The 22,927-nt window shown below is 67.8% G+C and carries 26 protein-coding genes and 1 riboswitch; all 26 genes read left to right on the forward strand.

Annotated features, from left to right (window positions below):
* The first annotated feature begins 8 nt into the window (after positions 1-8).
* The 26 genes from nifV (at position 9) to AB1451_06330 (ending at position 22,849) form a co-directional block, all read left to right on the forward strand.
* Positions 9-1,166 (forward strand): homocitrate synthase, encoded by a 1,158-nt coding sequence (nifV, locus tag AB1451_06205; protein ID MEW6682500.1) that lies wholly within the window; start codon positions 9-11, stop codon positions 1,164-1,166.
* A complete protein-coding gene (locus AB1451_06210; GenBank protein MEW6682501.1) occupies positions 1,159-1,926 on the forward strand; it encodes a HesA/MoeB/ThiF family protein in 768 nt (255 codons plus the stop codon). The genes nifV and AB1451_06210 overlap by 8 nt, the downstream gene beginning before the upstream one ends.
* Positions 1,916-2,671 (forward strand): sulfite exporter TauE/SafE family protein, encoded by a 756-nt coding sequence (locus AB1451_06215; protein MEW6682502.1) that lies wholly within the window; start codon positions 1,916-1,918, stop codon positions 2,669-2,671. The genes AB1451_06210 and AB1451_06215 overlap by 11 nt, the downstream gene beginning before the upstream one ends.
* 707 nt (positions 2,672-3,378) lie before the next feature.
* The gene (locus AB1451_06220; protein ID MEW6682503.1) at positions 3,379-4,389 is read left to right on the forward strand and encodes an integrase core domain-containing protein; all 1,011 of its coding nucleotides are present in this window, start codon (positions 3,379-3,381) and stop codon (positions 4,387-4,389) included.
* A 42-nt stretch (positions 4,390-4,431) separates the two neighbouring features.
* Positions 4,432-4,640: riboswitch (cobalamin riboswitch) on the forward strand.
* A gap of 142 nt (positions 4,641-4,782) precedes the next feature.
* On the forward strand, positions 4,783-5,820 hold the full coding sequence (gene cobD / locus AB1451_06225) for a threonine-phosphate decarboxylase CobD (protein ID MEW6682504.1): 1,038 nt from the start codon (positions 4,783-4,785) through the stop codon (positions 5,818-5,820).
* A complete protein-coding gene (locus tag AB1451_06230; GenBank protein MEW6682505.1) occupies positions 5,811-6,662 on the forward strand; it encodes a GHMP kinase in 852 nt (283 codons plus the stop codon). The genes cobD and AB1451_06230 overlap by 10 nt, the downstream gene beginning before the upstream one ends.
* Entirely contained in the window at positions 6,659-7,207 is a 549-nt protein-coding gene (gene cobU / locus AB1451_06235) for a bifunctional adenosylcobinamide kinase/adenosylcobinamide-phosphate guanylyltransferase (protein ID MEW6682506.1), read from the forward strand. Before AB1451_06230 ends, cobU begins: the two co-directional genes overlap by 4 nt.
* Positions 7,204-8,265 carry a nicotinate-nucleotide--dimethylbenzimidazole phosphoribosyltransferase gene (gene cobT, locus AB1451_06240; GenBank protein MEW6682507.1) on the forward strand — a complete coding sequence of 354 codons (1,062 nt, stop codon included), beginning with the start codon at positions 7,204-7,206 and terminating at the stop codon, positions 8,263-8,265. Before cobU ends, cobT begins: the two co-directional genes overlap by 4 nt.
* Positions 8,266-8,431: 166 nt before the next feature.
* On the forward strand, positions 8,432-9,184 hold the full coding sequence (gene cobS / locus AB1451_06245) for an adenosylcobinamide-GDP ribazoletransferase (protein MEW6682508.1): 753 nt from the start codon (positions 8,432-8,434) through the stop codon (positions 9,182-9,184).
* Between the two features lie 162 nt (positions 9,185-9,346).
* Positions 9,347-10,819 (forward strand): cobyric acid synthase, encoded by a 1,473-nt coding sequence (locus tag AB1451_06250; GenBank protein MEW6682509.1) that lies wholly within the window; start codon positions 9,347-9,349, stop codon positions 10,817-10,819.
* Positions 10,816-11,784, forward strand: coding sequence for an adenosylcobinamide-phosphate synthase CbiB (gene cbiB / locus AB1451_06255; protein ID MEW6682510.1), 969 nt, complete (start codon positions 10,816-10,818; stop codon positions 11,782-11,784). Before AB1451_06250 ends, cbiB begins: the two co-directional genes overlap by 4 nt.
* The gene (cobO, locus tag AB1451_06260) at positions 11,781-12,329 is read left to right on the forward strand and encodes a cob(I)yrinic acid a,c-diamide adenosyltransferase (GenBank protein MEW6682511.1); all 549 of its coding nucleotides are present in this window, start codon (positions 11,781-11,783) and stop codon (positions 12,327-12,329) included. Before cbiB ends, cobO begins: the two co-directional genes overlap by 4 nt.
* Before the next feature lie 11 nt (positions 12,330-12,340).
* Positions 12,341-13,057, forward strand: coding sequence for a 5,6-dimethylbenzimidazole synthase (bluB, locus tag AB1451_06265; protein ID MEW6682512.1), 717 nt, complete (start codon positions 12,341-12,343; stop codon positions 13,055-13,057).
* Positions 13,054-13,902, forward strand: a complete 849-nt coding sequence (locus AB1451_06270) for a sirohydrochlorin chelatase (GenBank protein ID MEW6682513.1) — start codon at positions 13,054-13,056, stop codon at positions 13,900-13,902. Before bluB ends, AB1451_06270 begins: the two co-directional genes overlap by 4 nt.
* On the forward strand, positions 13,892-14,272 hold the full coding sequence (locus AB1451_06275) for a ferredoxin (GenBank protein ID MEW6682514.1): 381 nt from the start codon (positions 13,892-13,894) through the stop codon (positions 14,270-14,272). The genes AB1451_06270 and AB1451_06275 overlap by 11 nt, the downstream gene beginning before the upstream one ends.
* The gene (locus tag AB1451_06280; GenBank protein MEW6682515.1) at positions 14,269-14,892 is read left to right on the forward strand and encodes a precorrin-8X methylmutase; all 624 of its coding nucleotides are present in this window, start codon (positions 14,269-14,271) and stop codon (positions 14,890-14,892) included. The genes AB1451_06275 and AB1451_06280 overlap by 4 nt, the downstream gene beginning before the upstream one ends.
* 63 nt (positions 14,893-14,955) lie before the next feature.
* Complete coding sequence (locus AB1451_06285; protein ID MEW6682516.1) at positions 14,956-15,138, forward strand: hypothetical protein; 183 nt, start codon at positions 14,956-14,958, stop codon at positions 15,136-15,138.
* Positions 15,138-15,557, forward strand: coding sequence for a hypothetical protein (locus AB1451_06290; protein MEW6682517.1), 420 nt, complete (start codon positions 15,138-15,140; stop codon positions 15,555-15,557). The genes AB1451_06285 and AB1451_06290 overlap by 1 nt, the downstream gene beginning before the upstream one ends.
* 6 nt (positions 15,558-15,563) lie before the next feature.
* Positions 15,564-16,655, forward strand: coding sequence for a cobalt-precorrin-5B (C(1))-methyltransferase (locus AB1451_06295; GenBank protein ID MEW6682518.1), 1,092 nt, complete (start codon positions 15,564-15,566; stop codon positions 16,653-16,655).
* Positions 16,652-17,281: a precorrin-6y C5,15-methyltransferase (decarboxylating) subunit CbiE gene (gene cbiE / locus AB1451_06300; protein MEW6682519.1), complete on the forward strand. Its 630-nt coding sequence runs from the start codon at positions 16,652-16,654 to the stop codon at positions 17,279-17,281. The genes AB1451_06295 and cbiE overlap by 4 nt, the downstream gene beginning before the upstream one ends.
* Positions 17,278-17,916, forward strand: coding sequence for a precorrin-6Y C5,15-methyltransferase (decarboxylating) subunit CbiT (gene cbiT, locus AB1451_06305; protein MEW6682520.1), 639 nt, complete (start codon positions 17,278-17,280; stop codon positions 17,914-17,916). Before cbiE ends, cbiT begins: the two co-directional genes overlap by 4 nt.
* Positions 17,913-18,656, forward strand: a complete 744-nt coding sequence (cobI, locus tag AB1451_06310) for a precorrin-2 C(20)-methyltransferase (GenBank protein ID MEW6682521.1) — start codon at positions 17,913-17,915, stop codon at positions 18,654-18,656. Before cbiT ends, cobI begins: the two co-directional genes overlap by 4 nt.
* Positions 18,656-19,753 carry a cobalamin biosynthesis protein gene (locus AB1451_06315; protein MEW6682522.1) on the forward strand — a complete coding sequence of 366 codons (1,098 nt, stop codon included), beginning with the start codon at positions 18,656-18,658 and terminating at the stop codon, positions 19,751-19,753. The genes cobI and AB1451_06315 overlap by 1 nt, the downstream gene beginning before the upstream one ends.
* Positions 19,750-20,667: a precorrin-3B C(17)-methyltransferase gene (gene cobJ / locus AB1451_06320; GenBank protein MEW6682523.1), complete on the forward strand. Its 918-nt coding sequence runs from the start codon at positions 19,750-19,752 to the stop codon at positions 20,665-20,667. The genes AB1451_06315 and cobJ overlap by 4 nt, the downstream gene beginning before the upstream one ends.
* Positions 20,664-21,440 (forward strand): precorrin-4 C(11)-methyltransferase, encoded by a 777-nt coding sequence (gene cobM, locus AB1451_06325; protein ID MEW6682524.1) that lies wholly within the window; start codon positions 20,664-20,666, stop codon positions 21,438-21,440. Before cobJ ends, cobM begins: the two co-directional genes overlap by 4 nt.
* Positions 21,437-22,849: a cobyrinate a,c-diamide synthase gene (locus tag AB1451_06330; GenBank protein MEW6682525.1), complete on the forward strand. Its 1,413-nt coding sequence runs from the start codon at positions 21,437-21,439 to the stop codon at positions 22,847-22,849. The genes cobM and AB1451_06330 overlap by 4 nt, the downstream gene beginning before the upstream one ends.
* The last annotated feature ends 78 nt before the right edge of the window (positions 22,850-22,927 follow it).

Raw genomic sequence — 22,927 nt, forward strand, 5'->3', positions numbered from 1 at the left:
ATCGGGAGATGAGTGACGGTGTCAGAAACGTGTTCATCGACGACACCACCCTGCGTGATGGGGAGCAGGCGGCCGGAGTCGCCTTCACCATCGACGAGAAGCTGAGGATCGCCAGACTGCTGGATGACTGTGGCGTCGATCAGATCGAGGCCGGAACCCCGGCGATGGGCGGAGAGGAGCAGGAGGCGGTTCGAGCCATCGCTGCGCTGGGTCTTCGGGCCGAGGTCCTCGCGTGGTGCCGGGCCACGCGGTCGGACATCGATGCGGCGCTGGCCTGCGGGGTGAAGTGGGTGCACATCTCCCTTCCGGTCTCCGATCTTCATATCGAGCGCAAGCTCCGGAAGACGCGCGCCTGGGTGCTGGCGCGACTCCGCTGGGCCCTTTCCTACGCCAAGCGACGGGGTCTCACAGTGTCGGTTGGGGCGGAGGACGCCTCCAGAGCCGACTGGACGTTTCTGGTCCAGTACGGTCAAACCGCCGCGGAGTCTGGCGCAGACCGGTTTCGCTACTGTGACACCGTCGGCATCCTGGACCCCTTCGTCACCTACGAGATGATCCGTCTCCTCTCGGATCGCCTGCCCATCCCGATCGAGATTCATACCCATAATGATTTTGGTCTGGCGACCGCCAACGCCTTGGCGGCCGTGAAGGGAGGGGCTGTCGCTGTCAATACCACCGTCAACGGCCTGGGAGAGCGAGCCGGCAACGCCGCCCTGGAAGAGGTCGTCATGGCCCTCAAACATCTTGAGGAAGAGGCACTCTCCCTGAAGACCGAAGCCCTGCTTCCCCTCTGCCAAGAAGTCGCCAGGGCCTCGGGCCGTCCCATCCCGCCCTGGAAGGCCGTGGTGGGACGCTGCATCTTTGCCCACGAGTCGGGGATCCACGCGGATGGCGTTCTGAAGGACCCGCTGACGTATGAGGCTTTTCCGCCGGAGGAGGTGGGGCTTTCGCGAACCCTGGCGGTGGGAAAACACTCGGGATCGCACCTGCTCAAGGAGCGGTTTGATCGGCTGGGGATCCTCCTCTCGAACGAGGAGGCGGGAGCCATGCTCCCGGTCGTCCGCCGTCTGGCCACTCAGAAGAAGCACGTGCTGACGGACAAGGATCTCGTGCAGCTCCGCAAGATGACCTTGTCCAGTTCGAGCGCGGGAGGCAGGCGTGGGTAACATCCTGGACGAGAGAGTGGACCTCCATCCGCTGGAGCGATATCGAAGACAGCTCTCCCTGGACGGGTTCGGCGTGGAAGGTCAGGAGAGGCTGAAGGACTCCACGGCCCTGGTAGCTGGGATAGGGGGGCTCGGCGGGACGGTCGCCCTCTACCTTGCGGCGGCCGGGATCGGCCGGCTGTCATTGGTCCATCATGGGGTCCTCGACCTGCCCGATCTGAACCGCCAGATCCTGATGAGACCGGAGCAGGTCGGCGAAAGCCGTGTGCGCTGCGCGCAGGATGGCCTCAGGAGGTTCAATCCGGAGGTGGGCATCGACGTCCTCGACGGACGGATTTGCGAAGAGAATGTGAGAGACCTCGTAGAGGGGGCAGACATCGTCATCAGTTGTCGGTACAACTTTGAGGAGCGCGAGCTTCTGAACCGGTCGTGCGTCAGATTGGGAACGCCCATGGTCGAGGCAGCCATGTATGGGATGGAGGCGTATCTCACCACCATTCTACCTGGGCGCACCCCCTGCCTGGGCTGCATCTACCAGGAGTTTCCCGATTGGGATCCGATGGCGTTTCCGGTCCTGGGCGCTGTGTCGGGGACCCTCGGCTGTCTGGCGGCCGTTGAGGCGATTAAGGTGCTTACCGGCAGCGGCTCCCCTTTGTGGGGGTGGCTGCTTCACTTTGATCTGTCGGATATGACGTTCAGAAAGCTTCGGGTGGCGCGGCGGCCAGGTTGTTCCGTGTGCGGAGTGGGCGATGGAGGATAATCTCGGCACCGTCCTCATTCCGGGGGTGTTGATGATCGCCGCCCTCTATTCCTCGGTCGGCCACGGTGGCGCCTCGGGCTATTTAGCTCTCTTGGTCCTCGCGGGATTTGCCAGGTCCGAGGTCACCCCGGTCGTGCTCATTCTCAACATCATGGTTGCGGCGACCAGTTTCTTCAACTACTGGAAGGCCGGACATTTTGCTCCCCGTCTGCTGCTCCCCTTTGCCGTAACCGCCATTCCCGCGGCTTTTGCGGGGGGATTGATCACGGTCAGCGACCGGCTCTACGCCGGGCTGCTGGGGGGAACCCTTCTGGTTGCCGCGTTGCGCTTTCTCTTGTTGGCGCGGGTGGTCAGCCCCGCCTTCGTTGCCGGGGCTTCGCCACGATGGTCGCTGGCGTTGCCGGTGGGCGGTGTCCTCGGTGTTCTCTCCGGCGTGGTGGGCGTGGGGGGCGGGATCTTCTTGAGTCCCTTGCTTCTTCTCCTCGGATGGGCCGACGCCAAAAAGACCGCAGCGGTTTCCTCCGCCTTCATCGTCCTCAATTCCCTGAGCGGTCTGGCCGCCCACCTCCTTCGGGGAGCGGCCGTGGACGGCCACCTGTTGGTTCCCCTGACCGCGTGCGTCCTCCTGGGAGGGGCCATCGGCTCCTCGATGGGAGCATGGCGGATTTCCCTGCTCTCTCTACAGCGGCTGCTGGGAACCGTTCTCATGGTGGCGGGACTCAAACTCGCTGGTCTGTTCTGGTAGGCTCATAACGCTTCGCCCGCCCCTGCGTCTCCTCCCGTGGGCAGGAAGGGCCAAGTCTGCGATCTCCGATATCCCGATGTCCGCGACCCCGACCTTGATAACGGCCATCGTATTCTCCGATCACGATTGCTGAGGTGACTGTCAGTCAGCGAAAGGCGGGGCTAGGGACAAATCAAGCGCCGCCAGCCCACTCGTCAGGGGAGGCCTGTCACAGAGCAAGAAGAATCGAACGCGAAAAACCTGCTGATTCGTCATTGTGTAAAAGTGGTAGCAAACTGGCAGCAAAAAACCAAAAACGGGATTACACCCTCTGGGCGTGCTACGGAAGTGCTGGAAAGAATTTAAAAAAAGATGGTGGAGGGTGCCGGGATCGAACCGGTGACCTATGCTGATTGCGAAGAATGTTGAGGAACAACCTGAGCCGAACGACGACGAGCCAACACCTGGTAAAGTCGATGAAACCGCGTAATGCCATGTTTGCCTGATAGGCCCGATCTTGGATGGTTTGGTAGCAAAGTGGTAGCAGAAAATACCGACAGACGAGCCGGGCCGGGCCCGCGCGAGCAACAACGTGCCGTATAATGTTTACTACGTCAGAGAGCTAAATTCTGGGGCTGTAAATTCTGGGGCTGAATAGGTCCAGATACATGTGAGACAAGATCTGGTAGAAGCGAGGGGCTCAACCCTGAAGCGGGAGGCCTCTGGCGATGCGGGTATTTGGACTGACGTGGCAGTTTCAGCAACGGTTTCCGGAGATCGAGCTCTCGCCCCGGGGGCAGGAGCGGCTGCGGGTGCTGACGTTGTGGCGGGAGACCCGTGATGTCGACGTCGTCTGTCGGACCTTTGGGCTCAGCCGGGCGACCCTGTATCGGTGGGCGCGGCAGTTTGATCCACACGATCCCACGTCGGTGCGGGCGCGCTCCCGCCGACCGCGGCGGGTCCGCCAGGCCACCTGGACTTCTGCGCAGCTCGAGGCGGTCCGGCGCTTGCGGGCGCAATACCCGCGGTGGGGCAAAGCCAAGCTGGCGGTCCTGCTCCAGCGGGCCGGCGACCGGCTCTCGGCATCAACCGTGGGGCGGATGCTGCAGTGGCTCAAAGCGCACGGCCGTCTGGTGGAACCGCGCCGTCACGCCATCTCGGCGCGCAAGCGGCGGCCGCCCCGGCCCTACGCGGTGCGCAAGCCCGCGGACTACCACCCGCAGGCCCCGGGCGATCTGGTCCAGGTCGATACGCTGGATGTGCGGCCCGTCCCGGGGGTGATCCTCAAGCAGTTCACGGCCCGGGACGTGATCTCTCGATGGGATGTCGTGGAAGTGCATGAGCGGGCGACGGCCCGGGTGGCCGCGCAGTTCCTCGACACCCTGCAGGCGCGGCTCCCCGTGCCCGTCCGCGCCATTCAGGTCGATGGCGGCTCGGAGTTCTTCGCGGACTTCGAGGCCGCCTGTCAGCAGCGCCAGATCCGCTTGTTTGCCCTCCCACCGCGCAGTCCCAAGCTCAATGGGAAGGTGGAACGTGCCCAGCGCACCCATACCGAGGAGTTCTACGAGATCACGCCGTGTGCCTGGACGGTGGCGGCCCTCAACCCCGAACTGCGTCGCTGGGAGCACACCTACAACACCATCCGCCCCCACCAAGCGCTCGCCTATCGCACGCCCTTGCAATTCCTCCAGGACCTCGGCATCATGCCGCTCACTCGCCCCTCGTTGTCTCACATGTAGTGGACCAGTACAGGGGCTTGACATGGGCTCGGCGTTGGGAGTATGGTCGCGACTGCTTCGGGTGCCCCCTGAGGGGGCTGAAAAGGGAACCCGGTGGAAGTCCGGGACGGTCCCGCCGCTGTGTACGGGGACGAAACCCCTAGGGTTGCGACATAGGCGACCCGATCAGGCCACTGCTTGAAAGAGCGGGAAGGCCGGGGGAGTAGGATGATCCGTAAGTCAGAAGACCTGCCTGAAGCGTGTTGCCATACACCCCGGATCTGGGTGGACGTGGTGACCTAAATTTTGAGGATCAAGAACCTGGGTGCAATCCTCAATACCCGTATCGGGTGTTGAGGATTTTTTATTTGGCGAGCCTCCCCCGATGCGGACCACGCGGCCGAGGGAAGCGCGATGTACACCGGGCACGGAGGCAATCTCGAAGCGATTCGAGCGCGGTACGGGTGGGAGCCGGCCACCGTCTGTGATTTCAGCGCCAGCCTCAACCCCCTTGGTCCCCCGCCGGTAGTTGACGCCATCCTCCAGGCGACATCCCCACTCGTTGCCGCGTACCCCGATATCGATTGCCGGGCGCTGCGGCGCGGCTTGGCCCGCCTGCACGGTCTCTCGGACGACTCCATCCTGATCGGTAACGGGTCGACCGAGTTCATCTTCCTGCTGCCCCGCGTGTTCCGCCCCCGGACCGTGCTGGTCGACCCGCCGACCTATCGCGATTACGCCGAGGCCGCCGAGGCGGTCGGCGCCGTCGTTGCCGACGGACGCGCGACGGGCTCCTGCGGCGATCTCGCGTTCGTGTGTAATCCCAATAATCCCACGGGGACGGCGCTCGATGCCGATGCGGTGCGTGCTCTTGCCGCCGCCCGACCGTCCACGCTCTTCGTCGTGGATGAAGCCTACGTCGATCTTTCCGACGCGCCCGAGGCTTTTTCGCTCCTGTCCGCGCCTCTGCCCGACAACGTCATTGTCCTGCGCTCGTTCACCAAGACCTACGCCGTGCCGGGCCTGCGCCTGGGCTACGCGGTCGGCGCGCCGGCGCTCATGGCGCGGGTCGAGCGGTTGAAGGAGCCGTGGGCGGTCAACGCGCTCGCGCTGGCGGCGGGACAGGAGCTCCTCGATTGCGCCGACCACGCGCGCGCGGGCGCCGAGTTGATCCGTCGCGCGCGCGCGCGGCTGATCGAACGGCTCGGGGCGCTCCCGGGGTTCCATCCCGCGCCGTCGCGCGCTAATTTCATCCTGATCCGGCTGCCTGACGGCCTGCACGCCGACGCCCTCCGCGATCGCCTGATCGAGGATCGCATCCTGATTCGCAGTTGCGCCGATTTTGATGGCCTCGGTCCCTCGTACATTCGAGTCGCCGTTCGCACCGAAGCGGACAATCGACGGTTGGTCGAGGCGTTCGCCGCGGCGGTCAAGGAGCCGGCATGGGCCTGACGGCGCGCGTGCCGGGCAGTTGCGGCGAACTCGTGCAAGGCATCGTTGACGGCGTGCGGCTGCACGCGTCGTGTCCGGTCGATCGCTACGCGCGGGCGACGTGGCGACCGGGGCCGCGCCGCGCCGGGCATGGGGAGAAAGTGCGGCGGGCGCTCGCCGCCGCGGGCGGATCGCCGGCGTTCCTGGCCGGCCTTGCAATGAGGTCGGACCTCCCCCGCGCGATCGGGATGGCGAGCAGCACGGCCGATATCGGCGCGGCGGTGGGCCTGTGGTTGGCGACGGCGCGCGGAACGGTGGATGCCGGCGCCGTCGCGCGTGCGGCACTGGCGGTGGAACCCACCGACGGCGTGCTGTTCGACGGCATCGTGCTGTTCGACCACCGGCGCGGGAGCGTGCTGGAGCGCTGGGGGTTGCCCCCGCCCATCGAGTTGGTGGCGGTCGAGGTGGGCGGGCCGGTGGACACCCTGGCGTTCAACGAACGGGACACGGCCGCGGTGTCGCGCGAGCAAGCGGGGTCGATCCTGCGCGCGTTCGATCTGGTGCGGCGGGGGCTGGCGCGCGGCGACGCGGCATCGATTGGCCGGGGCGCGACGATCAGCGCGCTCTGCCATCAAAACATTCTACCCAAGCCCGCGCTCGAACCGCTGCTGCGGCTCGCGCTGGAAGAGGGCGGCTATGGGGTGAACGTCGCGCACAGCGGATCGCTCATCGGTCTCCTCCTTCCGCCCGGCGGTTATGACCGCGAGCGGGTGGCGCGGCGTATCGCCGAACTCGTGCCTCACCGCGCGCCCGTCCGCCGGCTGCGCCTGCAGGGCGGCGGCATCGAAGTGGGGGCCGCGTGAGCGCCCCCGGACGCACCGCCCTGGTCCTGGGCGGCACGCGGAGCGGCAAGAGCCGGGTGGCGCTGGAGCTGGGCCGCGCGATGCCGGGCCGCCGCGCCTTTGTCGCCACCTGTCGCGTCCAACCCGGTGACGCGGAGATGACGGCGCGGGTGTCGGCGCACCGCGAGCGGCGGGACGCCTCGTGGGAGACGATTGAAGAGCCGCTGGATCTGGGCGAGCGCGTGGACGCGCTGGCCCGCGAATACGACGTGATCGTGGCGGATTGCCTCACGCTGTGGCTCTCCAATCTGATCGAGCGCGAAGAAGGCGATGCCGGGATTGCCCGCCGCCTCGATCGTCTGACGGCGTCGATCGCCGCGTCGCGCGCCCGCGTCATCGTCGTCAGTAACGAAGTCGGGATGGGCATCGTCCCCCCCACCCACCTGGGGCGGCTGTTCCGGGATTGGCAGGGGCTCGTCAATCAAGCCGTGGCCGAGGCGGTCAACGACGTCTATCTCGTCACCGCGGGGTTGGCGCGGCGGCTCAAACCGATTGGAGTGTCATGACATCACGCAGTATCACCGAGAAAGTCGCGTCCGATCCAATGGTGGCGGACGCGTTGCAAGCGCGGTTGGATCGGCTGACCAAGCCGCTCGGCAGCCTGGGCCGCCTGGAGGAATTGGCGCGCTGGTACGGCGCGGCGCGCGGGACCGCCGCGCCGGTGCTGCGCCGCAAGACCGTTGCGGTCTTCGCGGGCGACCACGGCGTGACCGCCGAGGGGGTGAGCGCCTATCCGTCCGACGTGACCGCGCAGATGGTCTACAACTTCCTGCGCGGCGGCGCGGGCATCAACGTGTTGGCGCGGCACGTCGGCGCGGACGTCGTCGTGGTGGACGTGGGCGTGGCGCACGCGTTTCCGGAGCTGGAGGGCTTGCGCCGCCGGAAGGTTCGCCCCGGCACCGGCAATCTGGCGGTCGGGCCCGCGATGATGCGCGAGGAGGCCGAGGCTGCGGTGGGTGTGGGCGTGGAGCTGGCCGAGGATCTGGCATCGTCGGGTGTGGACGTGATCGGCGTGGGCGAGATGGGAATCGGCAACACCACGCCCAGCAGCGCGATTACCGCGGTGATGACCGGCGCGTCGCCGCGGGACGTGACCGGCCGCGGCACCGGGATCGACGACGCGGTCTGGGCCCGCAAGGTCTCGGTGATCGAGCGCGCGATCGCCGTCAACCGACCCGACGCGAGCGATCCCATGGACGTGTTAACGAAGCTCGGCGGCCTGGAGATCGCGGCGCTGGTCGGGATGATGCTCGGCGCGTCGAACCGGCGCGTGCCGGTCGTGCTCGACGGCTTCATTTCCGGGGCCGCGGCGCTGATCGCCGCGGGCCTGGAACCCTCGCTCGACGGCTATCTCTTGGCGTCGCACCAATCGGTCGAACCGGGACATCGCCTGGCGCTCGATCGGTTGGGGCTCGCGCCGGTGTTGGATTTGGGGCTGCGCCTGGGCGAGGGCACCGGCGCGGCCTTGGCCATCGGGCTGCTCGACGGGGCGGTGAAGATCCTTAACGAGATGGCGACGTTCGGCGAGGCCGGGGTCTCGGAGCGGCGAGGAGCCTGTCCATGAAAGACCATCTGCGGCGTTGTCGGTCGGCGTTGCGTGCTCACGGTTCTCGTAGGGGCGTATTGCAATACGCCCCTACAGGCGCGCAAGGCTCTCCCTCCGCCTGGCATCTGGCCTTCCCTGAACAGGCTCCGGCACTCGACGACTCGGACACAATCCTGACATCGCAATGAGAGCGTTTCTGGCGGCATGGGCGTTTTTGACCGTGGTCCCGCTGGGCCGCCGAGGGCGCGCCGCGGACGAGGGGGCGTTCGGTCGCTCGCTCGCCGCCTTTCCCCTCGTGGGGCTCGCGCTCGGCGCGGCGCTGGCGGTGTTCTCTCTGGCGGCCGTCCGGCTGTTTCCCCCTGCGCTGGTGGCGACACTTGCCGTGCTGCTCTTGGCGTGGCTCTCGGGCGGCCTGCACCTCGACGGCGTGGCGGATACCGCCGACGCATGCGGCTCGCGCTCGCGCGAGGAGGCGTTGCGGATCATGAAGGGCTCGACGATCGGGACCTACGGGAGCCTGGCCTTGTTCTCGGTGCTCGGGCTGAAGATCGCGGCGCTGGCGGCGCTGCCGCCCCGCGCGCTCGCGCCCGCGCTGCTCGCCATGCCGGTGCTGGGGCGCTGGGCCCAGGTCCACGCCACGGTCGGACGGACGTACGCGCGCGAGCAGGGGACCGGCAAGGCATTCGTCGAAGGCGCGACCCGCGCGGTCTGGTGGTGGGCGACGGTGACGACGTGCCTCATCGCGGCCGCGGTCATGGGACCGGCGGGGCTTGCGGCGGTCGCGGTCGTGTGGGCCGCGGTGACCGTGTATGCCCGCCGGGTCACGGCGTGGCTGGGCGGCGTGACCGGCGACACGATCGGCGCCGCGGGCGAGGGCGCGGAAGTGATCGCGGTCCTGACCTGGGCGGCCTTCTTTCACGTGGGAGCCCGTCCATGAGCGGCCATCTGCGGCGTTGTCGCTGCGCGTCCGCTCCTCACGTACGACCCAGTACGCTGCGGTGCGGGCGCTCGCTCCGCCTTGCATCTGACCGCTCCTGAACGGGCTCTAAAGTAGGGGTACCGAAACATGGTCTGGAAAGAGTCAGGAACTCAGACAATTATGATTCAGGGCACCGGTTCGAATGTGGGCAAGAGCCTGATTACGGCCGCGCTGTGCCGGATTTTTCTCCAGGACGGCTATCGCGTCGCGCCGTTCAAGTCGCAGAACATGGCGTTGAACGCGGCGGTCACGCGCGACGGCCTGGAGATGAGCCGCGCCCAGGCGCTCCAGGCCCAAGCCTGCCGGATCGAGCCCGACGCGCGGATGAACCCCATTTTGCTCAAGCCCTCGTCGGAGGACGGCTGCCAGGTGGTCGTGATGGGCAAGGTCCGCGGCACGCTGTCCGCCGACGCGTACCTGGACGCCAAGGCCGAGTTGTTCCCGGTCGTCAAAGACGCATACTCCTCGCTCGCGGCCGAGCACGACGTGATCGTGATCGAGGGCGCCGGGAGTCCGGCCGAGATCAATCTGATGGATCGCGAGATCGTGAACATGCGGGTGGCCGACATGGCCGACGCGCCCGTGCTTCTGGTGGGCGACATCGACTCGGGGGGCGTCTTCGCGGCATTGGTGGGCACGTTGGCGCTCCTGCCGGAGGTGCACGCGGCGCGGGTGAAGGGACTGCTGATCAACAAGTTCCGGGGCCGCCGGTCGCTGCTCGATCCCGGCCTTGACGCGGTGGCGCGCCGCACCGGCCGCCCGGTGTTGGGGGTCATCCCATACCTGGATCACCTGCGCCTGCCCGACGAGGACTCGCTGGCGCTCCGCGGTCACGCGGCCGAGCCCGACTCCGCGTTCTCGGTGACGGTCGCGGTGATCGAGCTCCCGCGCATCAGCAACTTCAACGACGTCGATCCGCTGCGGATCGAGCCGGATGTCCGCGTGCGCTTCGTCCAGCCTGGAGAACGGCTGGGCCGCCCCGAGGTGGTGATCCTTCCCGGCTCCAAGAACGCGGCCGCCGATCTGGCGGCGCTGCGCGCGTGCGGGCTGGCCGAGGAGCTTCGCGCCCACGCCGCGTCGGGGGGCGCCGTGATCGGGCTTTGTGGCGGGCTGCAGATGATGGGCCGGACGATCGAAGACCCCGGCGGAATCGAAAGCGCGCATGGCCGCACCGAGGGCCTGGGGTTGCTGCCCGTGGAGACCGTCCTGGAGGACGCGAAGGTGCTGCGGCGCGTGTCGGGACGTCACCGGTCCACCGGCTGCGCCGTGACCGGTTATGAGATCCATCATGGCCGGAGCCGCCTTTCTGATCCGGGAGGGGTTCGACATGTCGAACCCCTTCTCTTTGATCTTGACGACGGTCGCGCCGAGGGTGTCGCGCGCGGGGCGTGCTGGGGGACATATCTCCACGGGATCTTCGACGGCGACGAATTCCGGCGGGCGCTGATCGACTCGTGGCGGGAGAAGAAGGGGCTGGCGCCGCTGGGGACCGTCCGGGCCCGTTACGACGTGGACGCCGAACTGGATCGGCTGGCGTCGGCGGTGCGGACGGCGGTAGATCTTGAGGTCGTGTACCGGGTCATGGGGCGGTGACCGGCCCGGACCACGTGGAGATCGTCCTCCTTGTCCTCGGCGCGCTGGCGCTCGATGCGGCGCTCGGCGATCCCCGCGAACTGCCGCATCCCGTGCGCGGTTTGGGCCGGATCATCGCGAGCTTGGAGCGCGCGTTGCGCGCGCACTATCCGTCGCGCGAGCGGGCGGCCGGGGTTACGTTGGCGCTCGGAGTGGTCGGGGGGACATTTGGGGCAGCCTGGGGCGTGATCCACCTGGCGGGGCTGATCCATCCATGGGCCGCGCGCGGGACGGAGGTCATGGCGATCTACTGGTCGCTCGCGCCCCGCGATCTGTGGCAGCACGCGGCAAGGGTGTCGGGCGCGCTGGGCCGGGGCGACCTGGCCGAGGCGAAGCGTGGGGTGGCGATGATGGTGGGGAGGGACGTGGAGCCGCTGGACGAGAAGGGCGTGACCCGCGCGACGATCGAGAGCGTGGCCGAGAACACGGTGGACGGCGTGACCGCGCCGCTCTGCTTCGCCCTGCTCGGCGGCGGTCCGCTCGCAATGGCGTACCGCGCGGTCAACACGTTGGACTCGATGGTGGGCTATCGGATCGAGCCCTACGCGCGGATCGGCTGGGCGTCGGCGCGGCTGGACGATCTGGCCAATCTGCTCCCGGCGCGCCTGACGGCGCTGCTCATGCCCATCGCCGGCGGTTTCCTCGGCGGGTCGGCCCGCGGGGGCTGGTCCGCGGCGTGGCGGGACGGGCGCAAACACGACAGCCCCAATTCGGGGTTAACAGAGGCGGCGATGGCGGGGGTGTTGGGGATCGAGCTTGGGGGGCCGCACTGGTACCGAGGGACGTACTATGCATCGCCGACGATCGGGACCGCGAAGCGTCCCGTCGAGCGAGCCGATATCGCACAGGCCTGCCGTGTGATGGCCGCCACGACGGCCATGGTGTTCGTCATCGGCGTCGCGGCGCGACTCTGGATCGGCCCGTGAACGACTTGAACCGCGGTTCGCGCGGCCTGGTCCTCGTGTATACCGGCGACGGCAAAGGGAAGACCACGGCGGCGTTCGGTTTGGCCTTGCGCGCGGCGGGGCGCGGGTTGCGCGTCCACGTCATCCAGTTCATCAAGGGCGAGATGGACACGGGGGAAATCGAGATGATCGCCAAGGCCCTGCCGTCGATCACGGTGGAGCGGGTGGGCAAGGGATTCACCTGGCGCCGCGACGTCGTCCCCACGTTCGAGGATCATGTGGCGGCGGCGCGCGAGGGGCTCGCCCGGGCCCGCGAGGCAGTGACTGCGGGGGACTATCAGGTCGTCATCCTGGACGAGATCAACGTGGCGCTCAAGAAGAAGCTCTTGGAAATAGATGACGTGCTGGATGTGTTGGATCTGCGGCCGAGTGGACTCCATCTGGTGCTGACGGGCCGGGGAGCGCCGGAGGAATTGCTGGAGCGGGCCGATCTGGTGACCGAGATGCGGTGCGTCAAGCATCCGTTTCATCGCGGCATTCCAGCCCAAGTCGGAATCGATAAGTGAGGGAAACTTCCGTGGCGGGCCTGAAATCGAACACGTTTCCTCCGCTCTGGCGGCGCGGCGTCTACGAGGCCATCTACCGGCGGCGCGACATGCGCAAGTTCCTCCCGAGGCCGATTCCGGACAAGCTGCTGCGCCGGGTGTTGCACGCCGCGCACCAGGCCGGTTCGGTGGGGTTGATGCAGCCGTGGAACTTTCTGGTCATCCGCGACCCCGAGGTCAAGCGCCGGATCAAGACCCAGTTCCTGACCGCGAACGAGGCCGCGGCGGCGGTGTACGAGGGCGAGCGTCGCCTGCTCTATCAGCGCCTCACGCTGGAAGCGATCGAGGAGGCGCCGATCAATCTGGCCGTGACCTGCGACCGTTCGCGCCGGGGTCCGCACGTGCTGGGCCGCCACAGCATCCCGGATACGGATCTGTACTCCACCGTCTGCGCCGTCCAGAACCTCTGGCTCGCGGCCCGCGCCGAGGGGATTGGAGTGGGCTGGGTGAGCATTCTGGATCCCGCTGCCGTCGCGCACATCCTGGACATCCCCGACGACGTGGTCCTCGTCGCGTACCTGTGCATGGGGTACGTGACCCGGTTTCCGGACGCGCCCACGCTGGAGACGGCGGGATGGGAGAGCCGCGTGCCGCTGGAGTCGGTGCTGTACTACGACCGCTGGGGCCGGCGCCCGCCCGAGACGGCGGGAGATGTCAACGGCAACCATCGACCGGGAGAAACCATATGATGACCATCAATCCCGCTCTTTTCCTTGTGGGGCACGGCAGCCGCGACGCCGAGGGCAATGAGGAATTCCTGGCAATGGCCGAGCGCCTGAAGGACCGCCGACCGGTGCGCGCCGTGTACTCTGCGTTCGTGGAGTTGGCCGAGCCGTCGATCGCCGACGAGTTGGACCGCTGCGTGCGCGACGGCCATGAGGATGTGGTCGTGCTGCCCCTGCTCTTCTTCGCCGCGGGCCACGCCAAGACCGATGTGCCCCGCGAGATGGTTCGGGCGCGCGAGCGCCATCCCGCCGTGCGATTTCACTACGGACCGCCGCTCGGCATCCATCCCGTGTTGCTGGACGTGGTGGATGAGCGCGTGCAGGCGGTCGAGCGCGGCCTGCCCTCGCGGGACCGCCGCGAGACCGCGATCCTGCTGGTGGGGCGCGGCAGCTCCGACCCCGACGCCAACGGCGACCTGCTGAAGATCGCGCGGCTCTACTGGGAGCACACGCGCTACGGCTGGGTGGAGACCTGCTTCATCGGCGTCACCGAGCCCGATCTGCCCACGGGCCTCGACCGGTGCGTGCGCTTGGGCGCGCGCCGGGTCATCGCGATCCCGTATTTCATCTTCACCGGCGTGTTGATCAAGCGCATCAATCGGATCGTGGCCGAGGCCGCCGCGGCTACGCCGGGCGTGGAGATCGCGGCGGGCGACTACCTGGGGCGGCATCCGGCGTTTCTGGACGTGGTGGAGCAGCGCGCGCGGGAGACGCTCGAAGGGCCGATCCTCATGTCCTGCGACACGTGCAAATATCGCGACCCTGATCTGGTCTTCAACGGAGCGGAGGCGCACGGGCATGGACATTAAATATCCGGAGGTCCTCAAGCCCGTGCTTAAGCCGTTTGCGCGCCACGTCCTGCTCTGCGTGAAGGGCCGGTGCGCGGAGACTGGCCGGTCCGAGCGGTTGTTCGACGCGCTGCGGGACCGGCTGGCCGCCGCCGGTCTCGACGAGGGAGCCGGGCGGGTCAAGCGGACCAAGTGCCAGTGCTTCGCGATCTGTAAGGAGGGTCCGATTCTGGTCGTCTATCCCGACGGGGTCTGGTATTGCCGGGTGACGCCGGATGTGCTGGATCGCATCGTGGACGAGCACTTGGTCGGCGGACGGCCGGTAGAAGAGTTCGTCTTTCATCAGGCAGCCGAGTCGTTGTGCGGTCTCGACGTGGAGGGACCGCCATGACCTATCCCACGATCGTTGATCCCGAGAAGATCGAGGCGGAGAGCTTTCGGATCATCGAGGAGGAATTGGGGCCGCACGAGTTCGGTCCGGGGGAATTTCAGATCGCGCGGCGGGTCATCCACGCCTCGGCCGATTTCGAATTCGCGCGGCGGCTGCGCTTTCACCCGCGGGCGGTCGAGGCGGGGGTCGAGGCGCTGCGGCGCGGGGTGGACGTGGTGGCCGACGTGGAGATGGTGCAGGCGGGGATCAGCAAGGTCGGTCTGGCGCGGTTCGGCGGGGGCGTGCGGTGCTTCATTTCCGACCCGGACGTGATGGCCGAGGCCAAGGCGGCAGGCGTGACGCGGGCGATCATGTCGATGCGCAAGGCGGCGCGGGAAGTCCAGGGCGGGATTTACGCGATCGGCAACGCGCCCACCGCGCTCTTCGAATTGATCCGGCTCATCCAGTCGGGCGAGGCCCGGCCGGATCTGGTCGTCGGCGTGCCGGTCGGCTTCGTCTCGGCGGCCGAATCGAAAGAGGCGCTTTCGGGCCTCGATTGGCCGTTCATCACCGCGCTGGGGCGCAAGGGCGGGACGCCGGCGGCGGTGGCCACCGTCAATGCTCTGTTGAGGATGGCCTAGGGGCCTCCGGGCTGGATGGAGCGAGAGGGCGGGCTCAAGGGCAAACCAAACAAGGAGGAAGAGATGGAACAGGTGATGACACAGGCAGTGACGGGGACCAAGCACGCGCCGATGAGCGTGATCGCGGCGCTGGGGGTGGTGGTGGCGATGCAGGCGGTGGTGATGTTCGGGCCGTCGTTCGCGGGGGCGTGGGCGCACGACGGGCTGCACAGCTACCGGCACAGCCTCGGCATGGCGTGTCACTGATGGGCGCGCGGGGCGTGACGGATCAAGCCCGGCCGTCGCCCTCGGTCCCGGCGATCGGGGCCAGCCTGGGCATCGGCGCGTTGTGGGGGCTTGCGAATCTGGGCGTGGTGGTGGCGAGCGGATGGCCCGAGCTGGAGGGACGGCTCGCGACCAATGGTGCGGCGTTCGCTGCCGGCGGGGCGCTCATGGGGCTCACCGTGGCGCTGATCCTGGCGCTGGTGGGGCCCGCTGATCGGCGCAGCCGGGTGGCGTGGTCGCTGGGCGCGACGTGCGCGGTCTGGATCGTCTTCGTTGCGGCCGGAGCTGCGCTGGGGGCGGTGCAGCCCGAGCGCTACCGTCTGGTGTGGCCCGAACTGCTCCGCGGAGTGGTCCTGGTGGCGGTCCTCGGCGTGCTGCTGGGGTTGGTTCGTCGTGGGTAGGGACGCGTGCAGGCGGCTGAAAAGAAGGGGATGCGCACCGGCTATACCACCGGGGCGTGCGCCGCGGCGGCGGCCAAGGCCGCGACGGGCGTCCTGGCCGGGTGCCCCACGCCGGACCGCGTGGCGCTGACCTTGCCGATCGGTGAGACCGTGACGTTTGCTCTTGCCGAGTGTACGGCGGAGGGCAATCGCGTGACCTGCGGGATCGTCAAGGATGCCGGCGACGACCCCGACGTGACCAACCGGGCGCTGATCCGCGCGACCGTCTCGTGGCTCGACGAGCCGGGCGCGGTGCGGTTGGAGGCCGGGGAGGGCGTGGGCGTTGTCACCAGGCCCGGTCTGGGTCTGGACGTGGGCGCGCCGGATATTACGCGCGGCCCGCGCAAGATGATCACGCAGGCCGTGTCGGACGCGGCCGGGGACGCGCTGCGGACGCGGGGCGTCCGGGTGGTGCTGTCGGTGCCTGGCGGCGAGGAATTGGCGAAGAAAACGGAGTTGCCGCGTCTGGGCGTGGTGGGCGGGGTGGCGATCCTCGGCACCACCGGGATCGTGACCCCGTATTCCACGGCGGCGTTCCGGGCCGGGATCAGCGTGGCGGTGACGATGGCCGCGGCCAACGGGCATCGTCATCTCGTGTTCACCACCGGCGGGATGAGCGAGCGCTTCGCGCGGAAGCTGGTGAACGTCCCCGAGGCGGCGTTCATCCAAATGGGGGATTTTGTGGGATATGCCTTGCAGGCGGCGGTCAAACGGCAGGTAGAGCGCGTCACGATCTCGGGCATGATCGGCAAGCTGTCCAAAATGGCCAAGGGCACGATGCAGACCCACGCGGCGGGATCAGACGTGGACACCGACTTCCTCGCGGCGCTGGCCGAGGAATGCGGAGCGGACGAAACGGCGGTGGCGGCGATCCGGTCGGCCAACACCGCGCGGCACGTGGCGGAATTGGTCGCCGAACACGGCGTCGAAGGCTTCTTCGACCGCCTCGCCGACCGGGTGTGCGCTGCGGCGTCGCGCCACGTGAAGGGCGCGCTCGCGGTCGAATGTCTGCTGACCGATTTCGAGGGCCGGTTGATCGGCCGGGCGGCCACCCCATGACGCCCGTTCAGGTCATCGGCATCGGGGACGACGGGGCCCACGGCCTGCCCGCGAAGCGGATCGCGGTCATCGAGTCGGCCGACGTCCTCGTGGGCGGCCGGCGGCATCTGGCGTTTTTCCCCGAGGCGGGCGCCGATCGGATTGAGGTCGGCTCCAATCTCAAGGAAGTCGCTACGCGGATCGATGGTGCGTCCGCGGATGATCGGAGGGTTGTGGTCCTGGCTTCCGGCGATCCCCTGTTTCACGGGCTCGGGGGGTACCTCGTTGGCAAGCTGGGCGCTGAACGGGTGGTCATCCACCCTCACGTCAGCGCGATGCAGCTCGCCTTCGCGCGGATCGGGGAGCCCTGGCACGCGGCGGCGCTGGTGAGCCTGCACGCGAAGCCGATCGAGGACTTAAAGCCGCCGATCGAGCGCGGCGCCACGCCGATCGGGATCTTCACCGATGAAACGAACACGCCGAATGCGATCGCGCGCTACGTTCTCGGGATGGGAGGCGCCTACTCGGCCGCGGTCTGTGAGAATCTCGACGGAGCGGACGAGCGGATGTGGACCGGGTCGCTCGAACGGATGGTTGCGGAGCCGTTCGCTCCGCTCAACGTGGTTATCTTACGGAGGATCGCATGACGACGCTTGCGCACACATATCCCTCGACGCGTTTCGGCCTGCCGGACGACGCCTTCGTCTACCGGTCGCCGGAGAAGGGCCTGATTACCAAACGCGAGATCCGCGTCCTGAGCCTGGCCCGCCTCGAGCTTACGCCCGACAGCGCGGTATGGGACATCGGGGCGGGCTCGGGCTCGGTGGGCATCGAAGCGGCGCGGCTCTGCCCGCAGGGGCGGGTTTTCGCGATCGAGAAGAACGCCGACGACTTCGCGCTGGTGCGGACCAATTGCGAGCGCTTCGGGGTGACGAACCTCACCGGCGTCTGCGGGAAGGCGCCGGCGGGACTTTCGGCGTGGCCCGATCCCGACGCGGTCTTCATCGGCGGGAGCGGGGGCGTGATGGCCGATGTGCTGGACGTGGTGACCCGCCGCCTGCGCCCCGGCGGCCGGGTGGTGATCAACCTGGTGACGCTCGACAATCTCGCCGAGACGGTGGGGTATTGGCAACGCCTCGACTGGCCGGTCGATTACACGCTGGCGCAAATTTCGCGATCGAAACCGATCCTCAATCTCACCCGCTATGACGCGCTCAATCCCGTGACGATCGTGACGGCGAGGAAACCGGGTGGGGGAAACGGGGAGGGGGTAAGCGGGTGAAACAGAACAACGAAGTCAGTGTGACGGCACAGACCGGGACGTTCTATGGGGTCGGCGTGGGACCTGGGGACCCCGAGCTGCTGACGCTCAGGGCCCTGCGCGTTCTTCAATCGGTTCCCACAATCTACTACCCGGCCTGTGCGCCGGGGGCGAAGAGTTATGCGTCCAAGATCGTCGAACGTCACGTGCGGCCCGATCAGGCACTCAAGGGCCTCCTCTTTCCCATGGAGAAGGACATGGAGCGCCTCCGGCCGATCTGGGAAGAGTCGGCGGCGACGATGGCCGGGGACCTTCTCGCGGGGCGCGACGTGGCGTTCATCACCGAAGGCGACCCGTTCTTCTACAGCACGTTCGTCTACATGGACCGGATCATCCGCCAACGGTATCCCCAAGTGACGATCGAGGTGATCCCGGCGGTGGCGTCGCCGATGGCGGCGGCTGCGCGGACCAGTGTCCCGCTTGCGATGGCGGACGAACGGCTGGCCGTGCTCCCCGCCACGTACGACGACGGATTTTTGCTGCGCGCGCTGGAGGATTTCGACACGGTGGTCCTGCTCAAGGTGAACAGCGTGATGCCCAAGGTGATGACCCTGCTGGAGAAGCTGGGGCTGCTGGATCGGGCCGTCTTCGTCGAGCGCTGCGGCAGCCCCGACGAACGGGTGATCACCGACCTCCGGCGGCTGGAGGGCGAGCGACTCAATTATCTCTCGCTGGTCATCGTAAAAAAAGGAGCCCTGTGATGGCCGACGTGGCGATCGTGGCGATCACCAAGCACGGTCTGGCGCTGGCCCGGACGCTCCACGCGGCGCTGCCGGGCAGCGAACTGCTCGCGTCGAAAAAGTTTCTCGCCGGCGAGGAGCCGGGCGTGCTCGCGATGGAGACGCCGCTCAAGGAGGAAATCGCCCGCTTCTTCCATCGCTACAAACAGATCGTCTTCCTGGTTTCGCTGGGGGCGGTGGTGCGTTTGATCGCGCCGCATCTGAAGGACAAGCACGTCGATCCGGGCGTGCTTGTGGTGGACGACCGCGCGCAATTCGTCATCAGCGTGCTGTCGGGGCACGTGGGCGGGGCCAATGCCTTCACCGACGAGGTCGCCCGTATTCTCGGCGCGACGCCCGTCATCACCACGGCGTCGGACGTGGGCAAGACGATCCCGGTCGACATCCTGGGGCGCGAGCTGGGATGGACGCTTGAGGGCGAGGCCAACGTCACGCGCGTGAGCGCCGCGGTGGTCAACGAAGAGCCGATCGCGGTCATTCAGGAGACGGGGGAGAAGACGTGGTGGACGCGGGATACGCCGTTGCCGCCGCAGATCAAACGCGTTGTCTCGCTGGACGAGGTGGGCGGCGCGGTCTTCGGCGCGTACCTGATTGTGAGTGATCGGGTGCTCGACCTCCCGCCATCCGTCGCCTCCCGCTGCGTGATCTATCGCCCCAAGAGCCTGGTGCTGGGCATGGGGTGCGATCGGGGCGCGAGCTTCGAGGAAGTCGACGGGCTCGTCAAAGAGACGCTGGCGCGGCACGGCCTGGCGCTCGCGAGTGTGAAGGCCCTGGCGACGATCGAGCAGAAGCGGGATGAACCGGCCCTGCTCCGGCTGTGCGAGACGTATCGATGGGAGTTCAAGGTCTATACCAAAGACGAGTTGGCCGATGTTCAGGCGGTGGAGAACCCCTCCGAGACCGTCCGCAAGTGGGTCGGCGTGCCCAGCGTATCCGAGGCGGCGTCTTTGGTCTACGCCGGTGCCGACCGACTGCTGGTGGCCAAGGTCAAATCGACCAAGGCGACACTCGCGGTCAGCCGGATGGTCTTTCCCGATCGACAAGGAGACACACGATGACGCAAGGCGCATTATCGCTGGTCGGATTCGGGCCCGGCCACGGCGAGCATTTGACGATTCGAGCCCGTGAAGCGATTCGCGAGGCCGAGGTCGTCGTTGGATACCGGACGTATATCGATCTGGTGGCCGATCTCTTGGAGGGCAAGGAGGTCGTCTCCACCGGCATGACCGAGGAGATCGAGCGAGCCCGCGCGGCGGTGGAGGCGGCGCGCGCGGGGCGCAAGGTTGCCGTCGTGTCCAGCGGTGACGTGGGGATCTACGGCATGGCGGGCTTGGTGTTCGAAGTGCTGCGGGAGACCGGGTGGGAGGCGGGGCGCGATTTTCCGGTGGAGGTGGTGCCGGGTGTGACCGCCCTCTCGTCGGTGGCGGCGCGCATCGGCGCGCCGCTGACGCACGACTTTGCCGCGGTGAGCCTGAGCGACCTGTTGACGCCGTGGGAGGTGATCGAGCGGCGCCTGGACGCCGCCGGGCGTGGCGACTTCGTGGTCGCCCTGTACAATCCGCAGAGCAAGCGGCGGACCTGGCAATTGGGCCGGGCGCAGGAGATCCTGCTTCAGTACAAGGCGCCCGAGACGCCGATCGCGGTGGTCAAGAGCGCGTATCGCGAGGGCGAGCGGATCGTGCTGTCCGTCCTGGATCGCATGAAGGACGCCGAGGTGGGCATGCTGACGACGATCCTCATTGGCAACGCCAACACGACCCGGTTCGGGGACTACCTCGTCACCCCGAGAGGGTATACCAACAAGTACGCCCTCGACTCGGGCGAACTCTTGTACCAGGGCGTCGACCGGCCGGGCCGCTCGTTGTCGCGGCCCGCGGGGTGGACGCCGGGGACGGACCCCACGGGATCGGGTCCTCTTACGGAATCCCTCCCCCTGGCGGGGAGGGCTGGGGAGGGGGGCGAGCCCTCATGAAGTATCCCGTCCACATCGTCGGCGCGGGGCCGGGCGACCCTGAGTTGATGACCGTCAAGAGCGTCCGGCTGCTCAAGGAGGCTGACGTAGTGGTCTACGCTGGGTCGCTCCTGAGCCCCGAAGTGCTTGCCCTGCTGCGCCCCGAGACCGAGCGCTACGACAGCGCGGTGATGGTCTTGGAGGACATCGTCGACGTGATGGTCCGCGCGGCCTCGTCCAGCCGGCGCGTGGTGCGGCTGGCCTCCGGCGACCCCGGCCTGTTCGGGGCGCTCGGCGAGATGGCGCGGCCCTTGATCGACGCCGGCCTGGAGGTGGAAGTCGTGCCGGGCGTCAGCTCGTTCCTCGCCGCCGCGGCCGCGCTGGGCCGCGAGTTGACGGTGCCCGAGGTCTCGCAGACCGTCGTTCTCACGCGCGCCGATGGACGGACGCCGATGCCCCCGACCGAGCGCCTCGTGGAGCTGGCCCGGCACCAGGCGACGCTGGTGCTCTTTCTGTCGGCCAATCTCGCCAAACAGGTACAGGCCGACCTGCTCGCCACCTACCCGCCCGATACCCCGGTGGCGGTGGTCTACCGCGCGAGCTGGCCCGACGAGCGGATCGTGACGGGCGCACTCGCCGGGCTGGAGGCGCTGATCCGCGAGGCACGGATCACCAAGACCGCGCTGATCTTCGTGGGACGATTTCTCACCGCCGAGGGCACGCGGTCGCGCCTCTACGACGCCACGTTCTCGCACGGCTACCGGCGGGCGACCGCTCCCGCCGGTGCGCCGTGACGTGGCCGCGCCTCGTCATCGCTGGCGCGCACAGCGGGGTGGGCAAGACCACCGTGACCCTCGCCCTCACGCTCGCACTTCGTGATCGCGGGGTGACGATTCAGCCGTTTAAGGTTGGTCCCGACTATCTCGATCCCACCTATCATTCGCTGGCCACCGGGCTCCAGTGCCGCAACCTCGACGGCTGGATGATGGGCGAGGCGGCGGTGCGGCGGTCGTTCGCGCTGGCGAGCGAGGGCGCCGCCCTCTCGATCATCGAGGGCGTGATGGGACTCTACGACGGCGCAGGACCGGCGACCGAGGCGGGGAGCACGGCCGAGATCGCCAAGTGGCTGGCCGCGCCCGTGCTGCTCGTGATCGACGCCTCGGGCATGGCCACCACTGCCGCCGCGCTGGCGCTCGGCTGCGCGCAGTACGATCCGAAGCTGCCGCTGGCGGGCGTGATCTTCAACCGGGTGGGAAGCGCGCGGCACCTGGCATGGCTCAAAGAAGCCGTCGAGCGGGCCACCCCGCTTCGGGTCGTGGGCGGGCTGCCGGAGGAGGCGGGGATCGCGATCCCCGAGCGTCACCTTGGGCTGGTGGGCGCCGACCGCACCATCCTCACCGATGATGTGCGGGCGCGGCTGGCGTCGCTGGCGTGGGAGTGGCTCGATCTGCGGGCGGTTGCGGCGCTGGCGGAGCGCACGCCGCCTCTGGACGTCCCGGAGCCGCCGGCAGCTCATCCACGGCGGCGTCGCCGGATCGGCGTGGCGCGTGACGAGGCGTTCTCGTTCTACTATCCCGACAATCTCGATCTCCTGGAGGCGGTGGGGGCCGAGCTGGTCTTCTTCTCGCCGCTCGGGGACGAGACGCTTCCGCCGCGCCTGGATGGGATCTATCTCGGAGGGGGATATCCCGAGCTGCACGCGGCGCGGCTTGCCGCGGGGGAGCCCATGCGGACGGCGATCGCCCGGTTCGGACAAGAGGGCGGATCGATCTACGCGGAGTGCGGCGGGATGATGTACCTGAGCCGCAGCCTTCACACCCTGGACGGCGCCCGGCATCCCATGGTCGGGCTGTTGCCGGGAGAGGTGCGGATGCTGGCCCGGCGCAAAGCGCTCGGCTACCGCGAGGTCGAGGCGCTGGACGACCTGCCCCACCTTCCCAAGGGTGAGCGGGCTCGCGGCCACGAGTTCCACTACTCGGAGTGGGTCGCTGAGCCAACGCCAGCCGACGAGGTCACTCGTCCCTATGCGCTCATCAGCCGAACGGGGGAGCACATCGGCGTTGAGGGCGTTCGGTGGCGGAACGTGATCGCCAGTTACGTTCACCTCCACTTCGCCTCAAATCCCTGGATACCGGCTAGGTGGCTTGGTTCGATTGACAGCGGTATGAGGTGCGAACGCCAGGCAGTATCTGGCCAACCCTGAACCGGTAGCCAATCCCCGCAGGCGATCTCTGGAAGAGTCTATCTGGCGCGCTGAGCAGGTGGAGATCGTGTCGTGGCA

The sequence above is a fragment of the Nitrospirota bacterium genome (genome assembly GCA_040757335.1).
Taxonomy (GTDB): Bacteria; Nitrospirota; Nitrospiria; order 2-01-FULL-66-17; family 2-01-FULL-66-17; genus JBFLXB01.

Bases quoted from the DNA above. Each gene is read 5' to 3' on its own strand.
- nifV (MEW6682500.1), top strand. From the start codon at position 9: ATGAGTGACGGTGTCAGAAACGTGTTCATCGACGACACCACCCTGCGT.
- AB1451_06215 (MEW6682502.1), top strand. From the start codon at position 1,916: ATGGAGGATAATCTCGGCACCGTCCTCATTCCGGGGGTGTTGATGATC.
- AB1451_06220 (MEW6682503.1), top strand. From the start codon at position 3,379: ATGCGGGTATTTGGACTGACGTGGCAGTTTCAGCAACGGTTTCCGGAG.
- cobD (MEW6682504.1), top strand. From the start codon at position 4,783: ATGTACACCGGGCACGGAGGCAATCTCGAAGCGATTCGAGCGCGGTAC.
- AB1451_06230 (MEW6682505.1), top strand. From the start codon at position 5,811: ATGGGCCTGACGGCGCGCGTGCCGGGCAGTTGCGGCGAACTCGTGCAA.
- cobT (MEW6682507.1), top strand. From the start codon at position 7,204: ATGACATCACGCAGTATCACCGAGAAAGTCGCGTCCGATCCAATGGTG.
- cobS (MEW6682508.1), top strand. From the start codon at position 8,432: ATGAGAGCGTTTCTGGCGGCATGGGCGTTTTTGACCGTGGTCCCGCTG.
- AB1451_06250 (MEW6682509.1), top strand. From the start codon at position 9,347: ATGATTCAGGGCACCGGTTCGAATGTGGGCAAGAGCCTGATTACGGCC.
- AB1451_06270 (MEW6682513.1), top strand. From the start codon at position 13,054: ATGATGACCATCAATCCCGCTCTTTTCCTTGTGGGGCACGGCAGCCGC.
- AB1451_06275 (MEW6682514.1), top strand. From the start codon at position 13,892: ATGGACATTAAATATCCGGAGGTCCTCAAGCCCGTGCTTAAGCCGTTT.
- AB1451_06280 (MEW6682515.1), top strand. From the start codon at position 14,269: ATGACCTATCCCACGATCGTTGATCCCGAGAAGATCGAGGCGGAGAGC.
- AB1451_06285 (MEW6682516.1), top strand. From the start codon at position 14,956: ATGGAACAGGTGATGACACAGGCAGTGACGGGGACCAAGCACGCGCCG.
- AB1451_06290 (MEW6682517.1), top strand. From the start codon at position 15,138: ATGGGCGCGCGGGGCGTGACGGATCAAGCCCGGCCGTCGCCCTCGGTC.
- cbiE (MEW6682519.1), top strand. From the start codon at position 16,652: ATGACGCCCGTTCAGGTCATCGGCATCGGGGACGACGGGGCCCACGGC.
- cbiT (MEW6682520.1), top strand. From the start codon at position 17,278: ATGACGACGCTTGCGCACACATATCCCTCGACGCGTTTCGGCCTGCCG.
- AB1451_06315 (MEW6682522.1), top strand. From the start codon at position 18,656: ATGGCCGACGTGGCGATCGTGGCGATCACCAAGCACGGTCTGGCGCTG.
- cobJ (MEW6682523.1), top strand. From the start codon at position 19,750: ATGACGCAAGGCGCATTATCGCTGGTCGGATTCGGGCCCGGCCACGGC.
- cobM (MEW6682524.1), top strand. From the start codon at position 20,664: ATGAAGTATCCCGTCCACATCGTCGGCGCGGGGCCGGGCGACCCTGAG.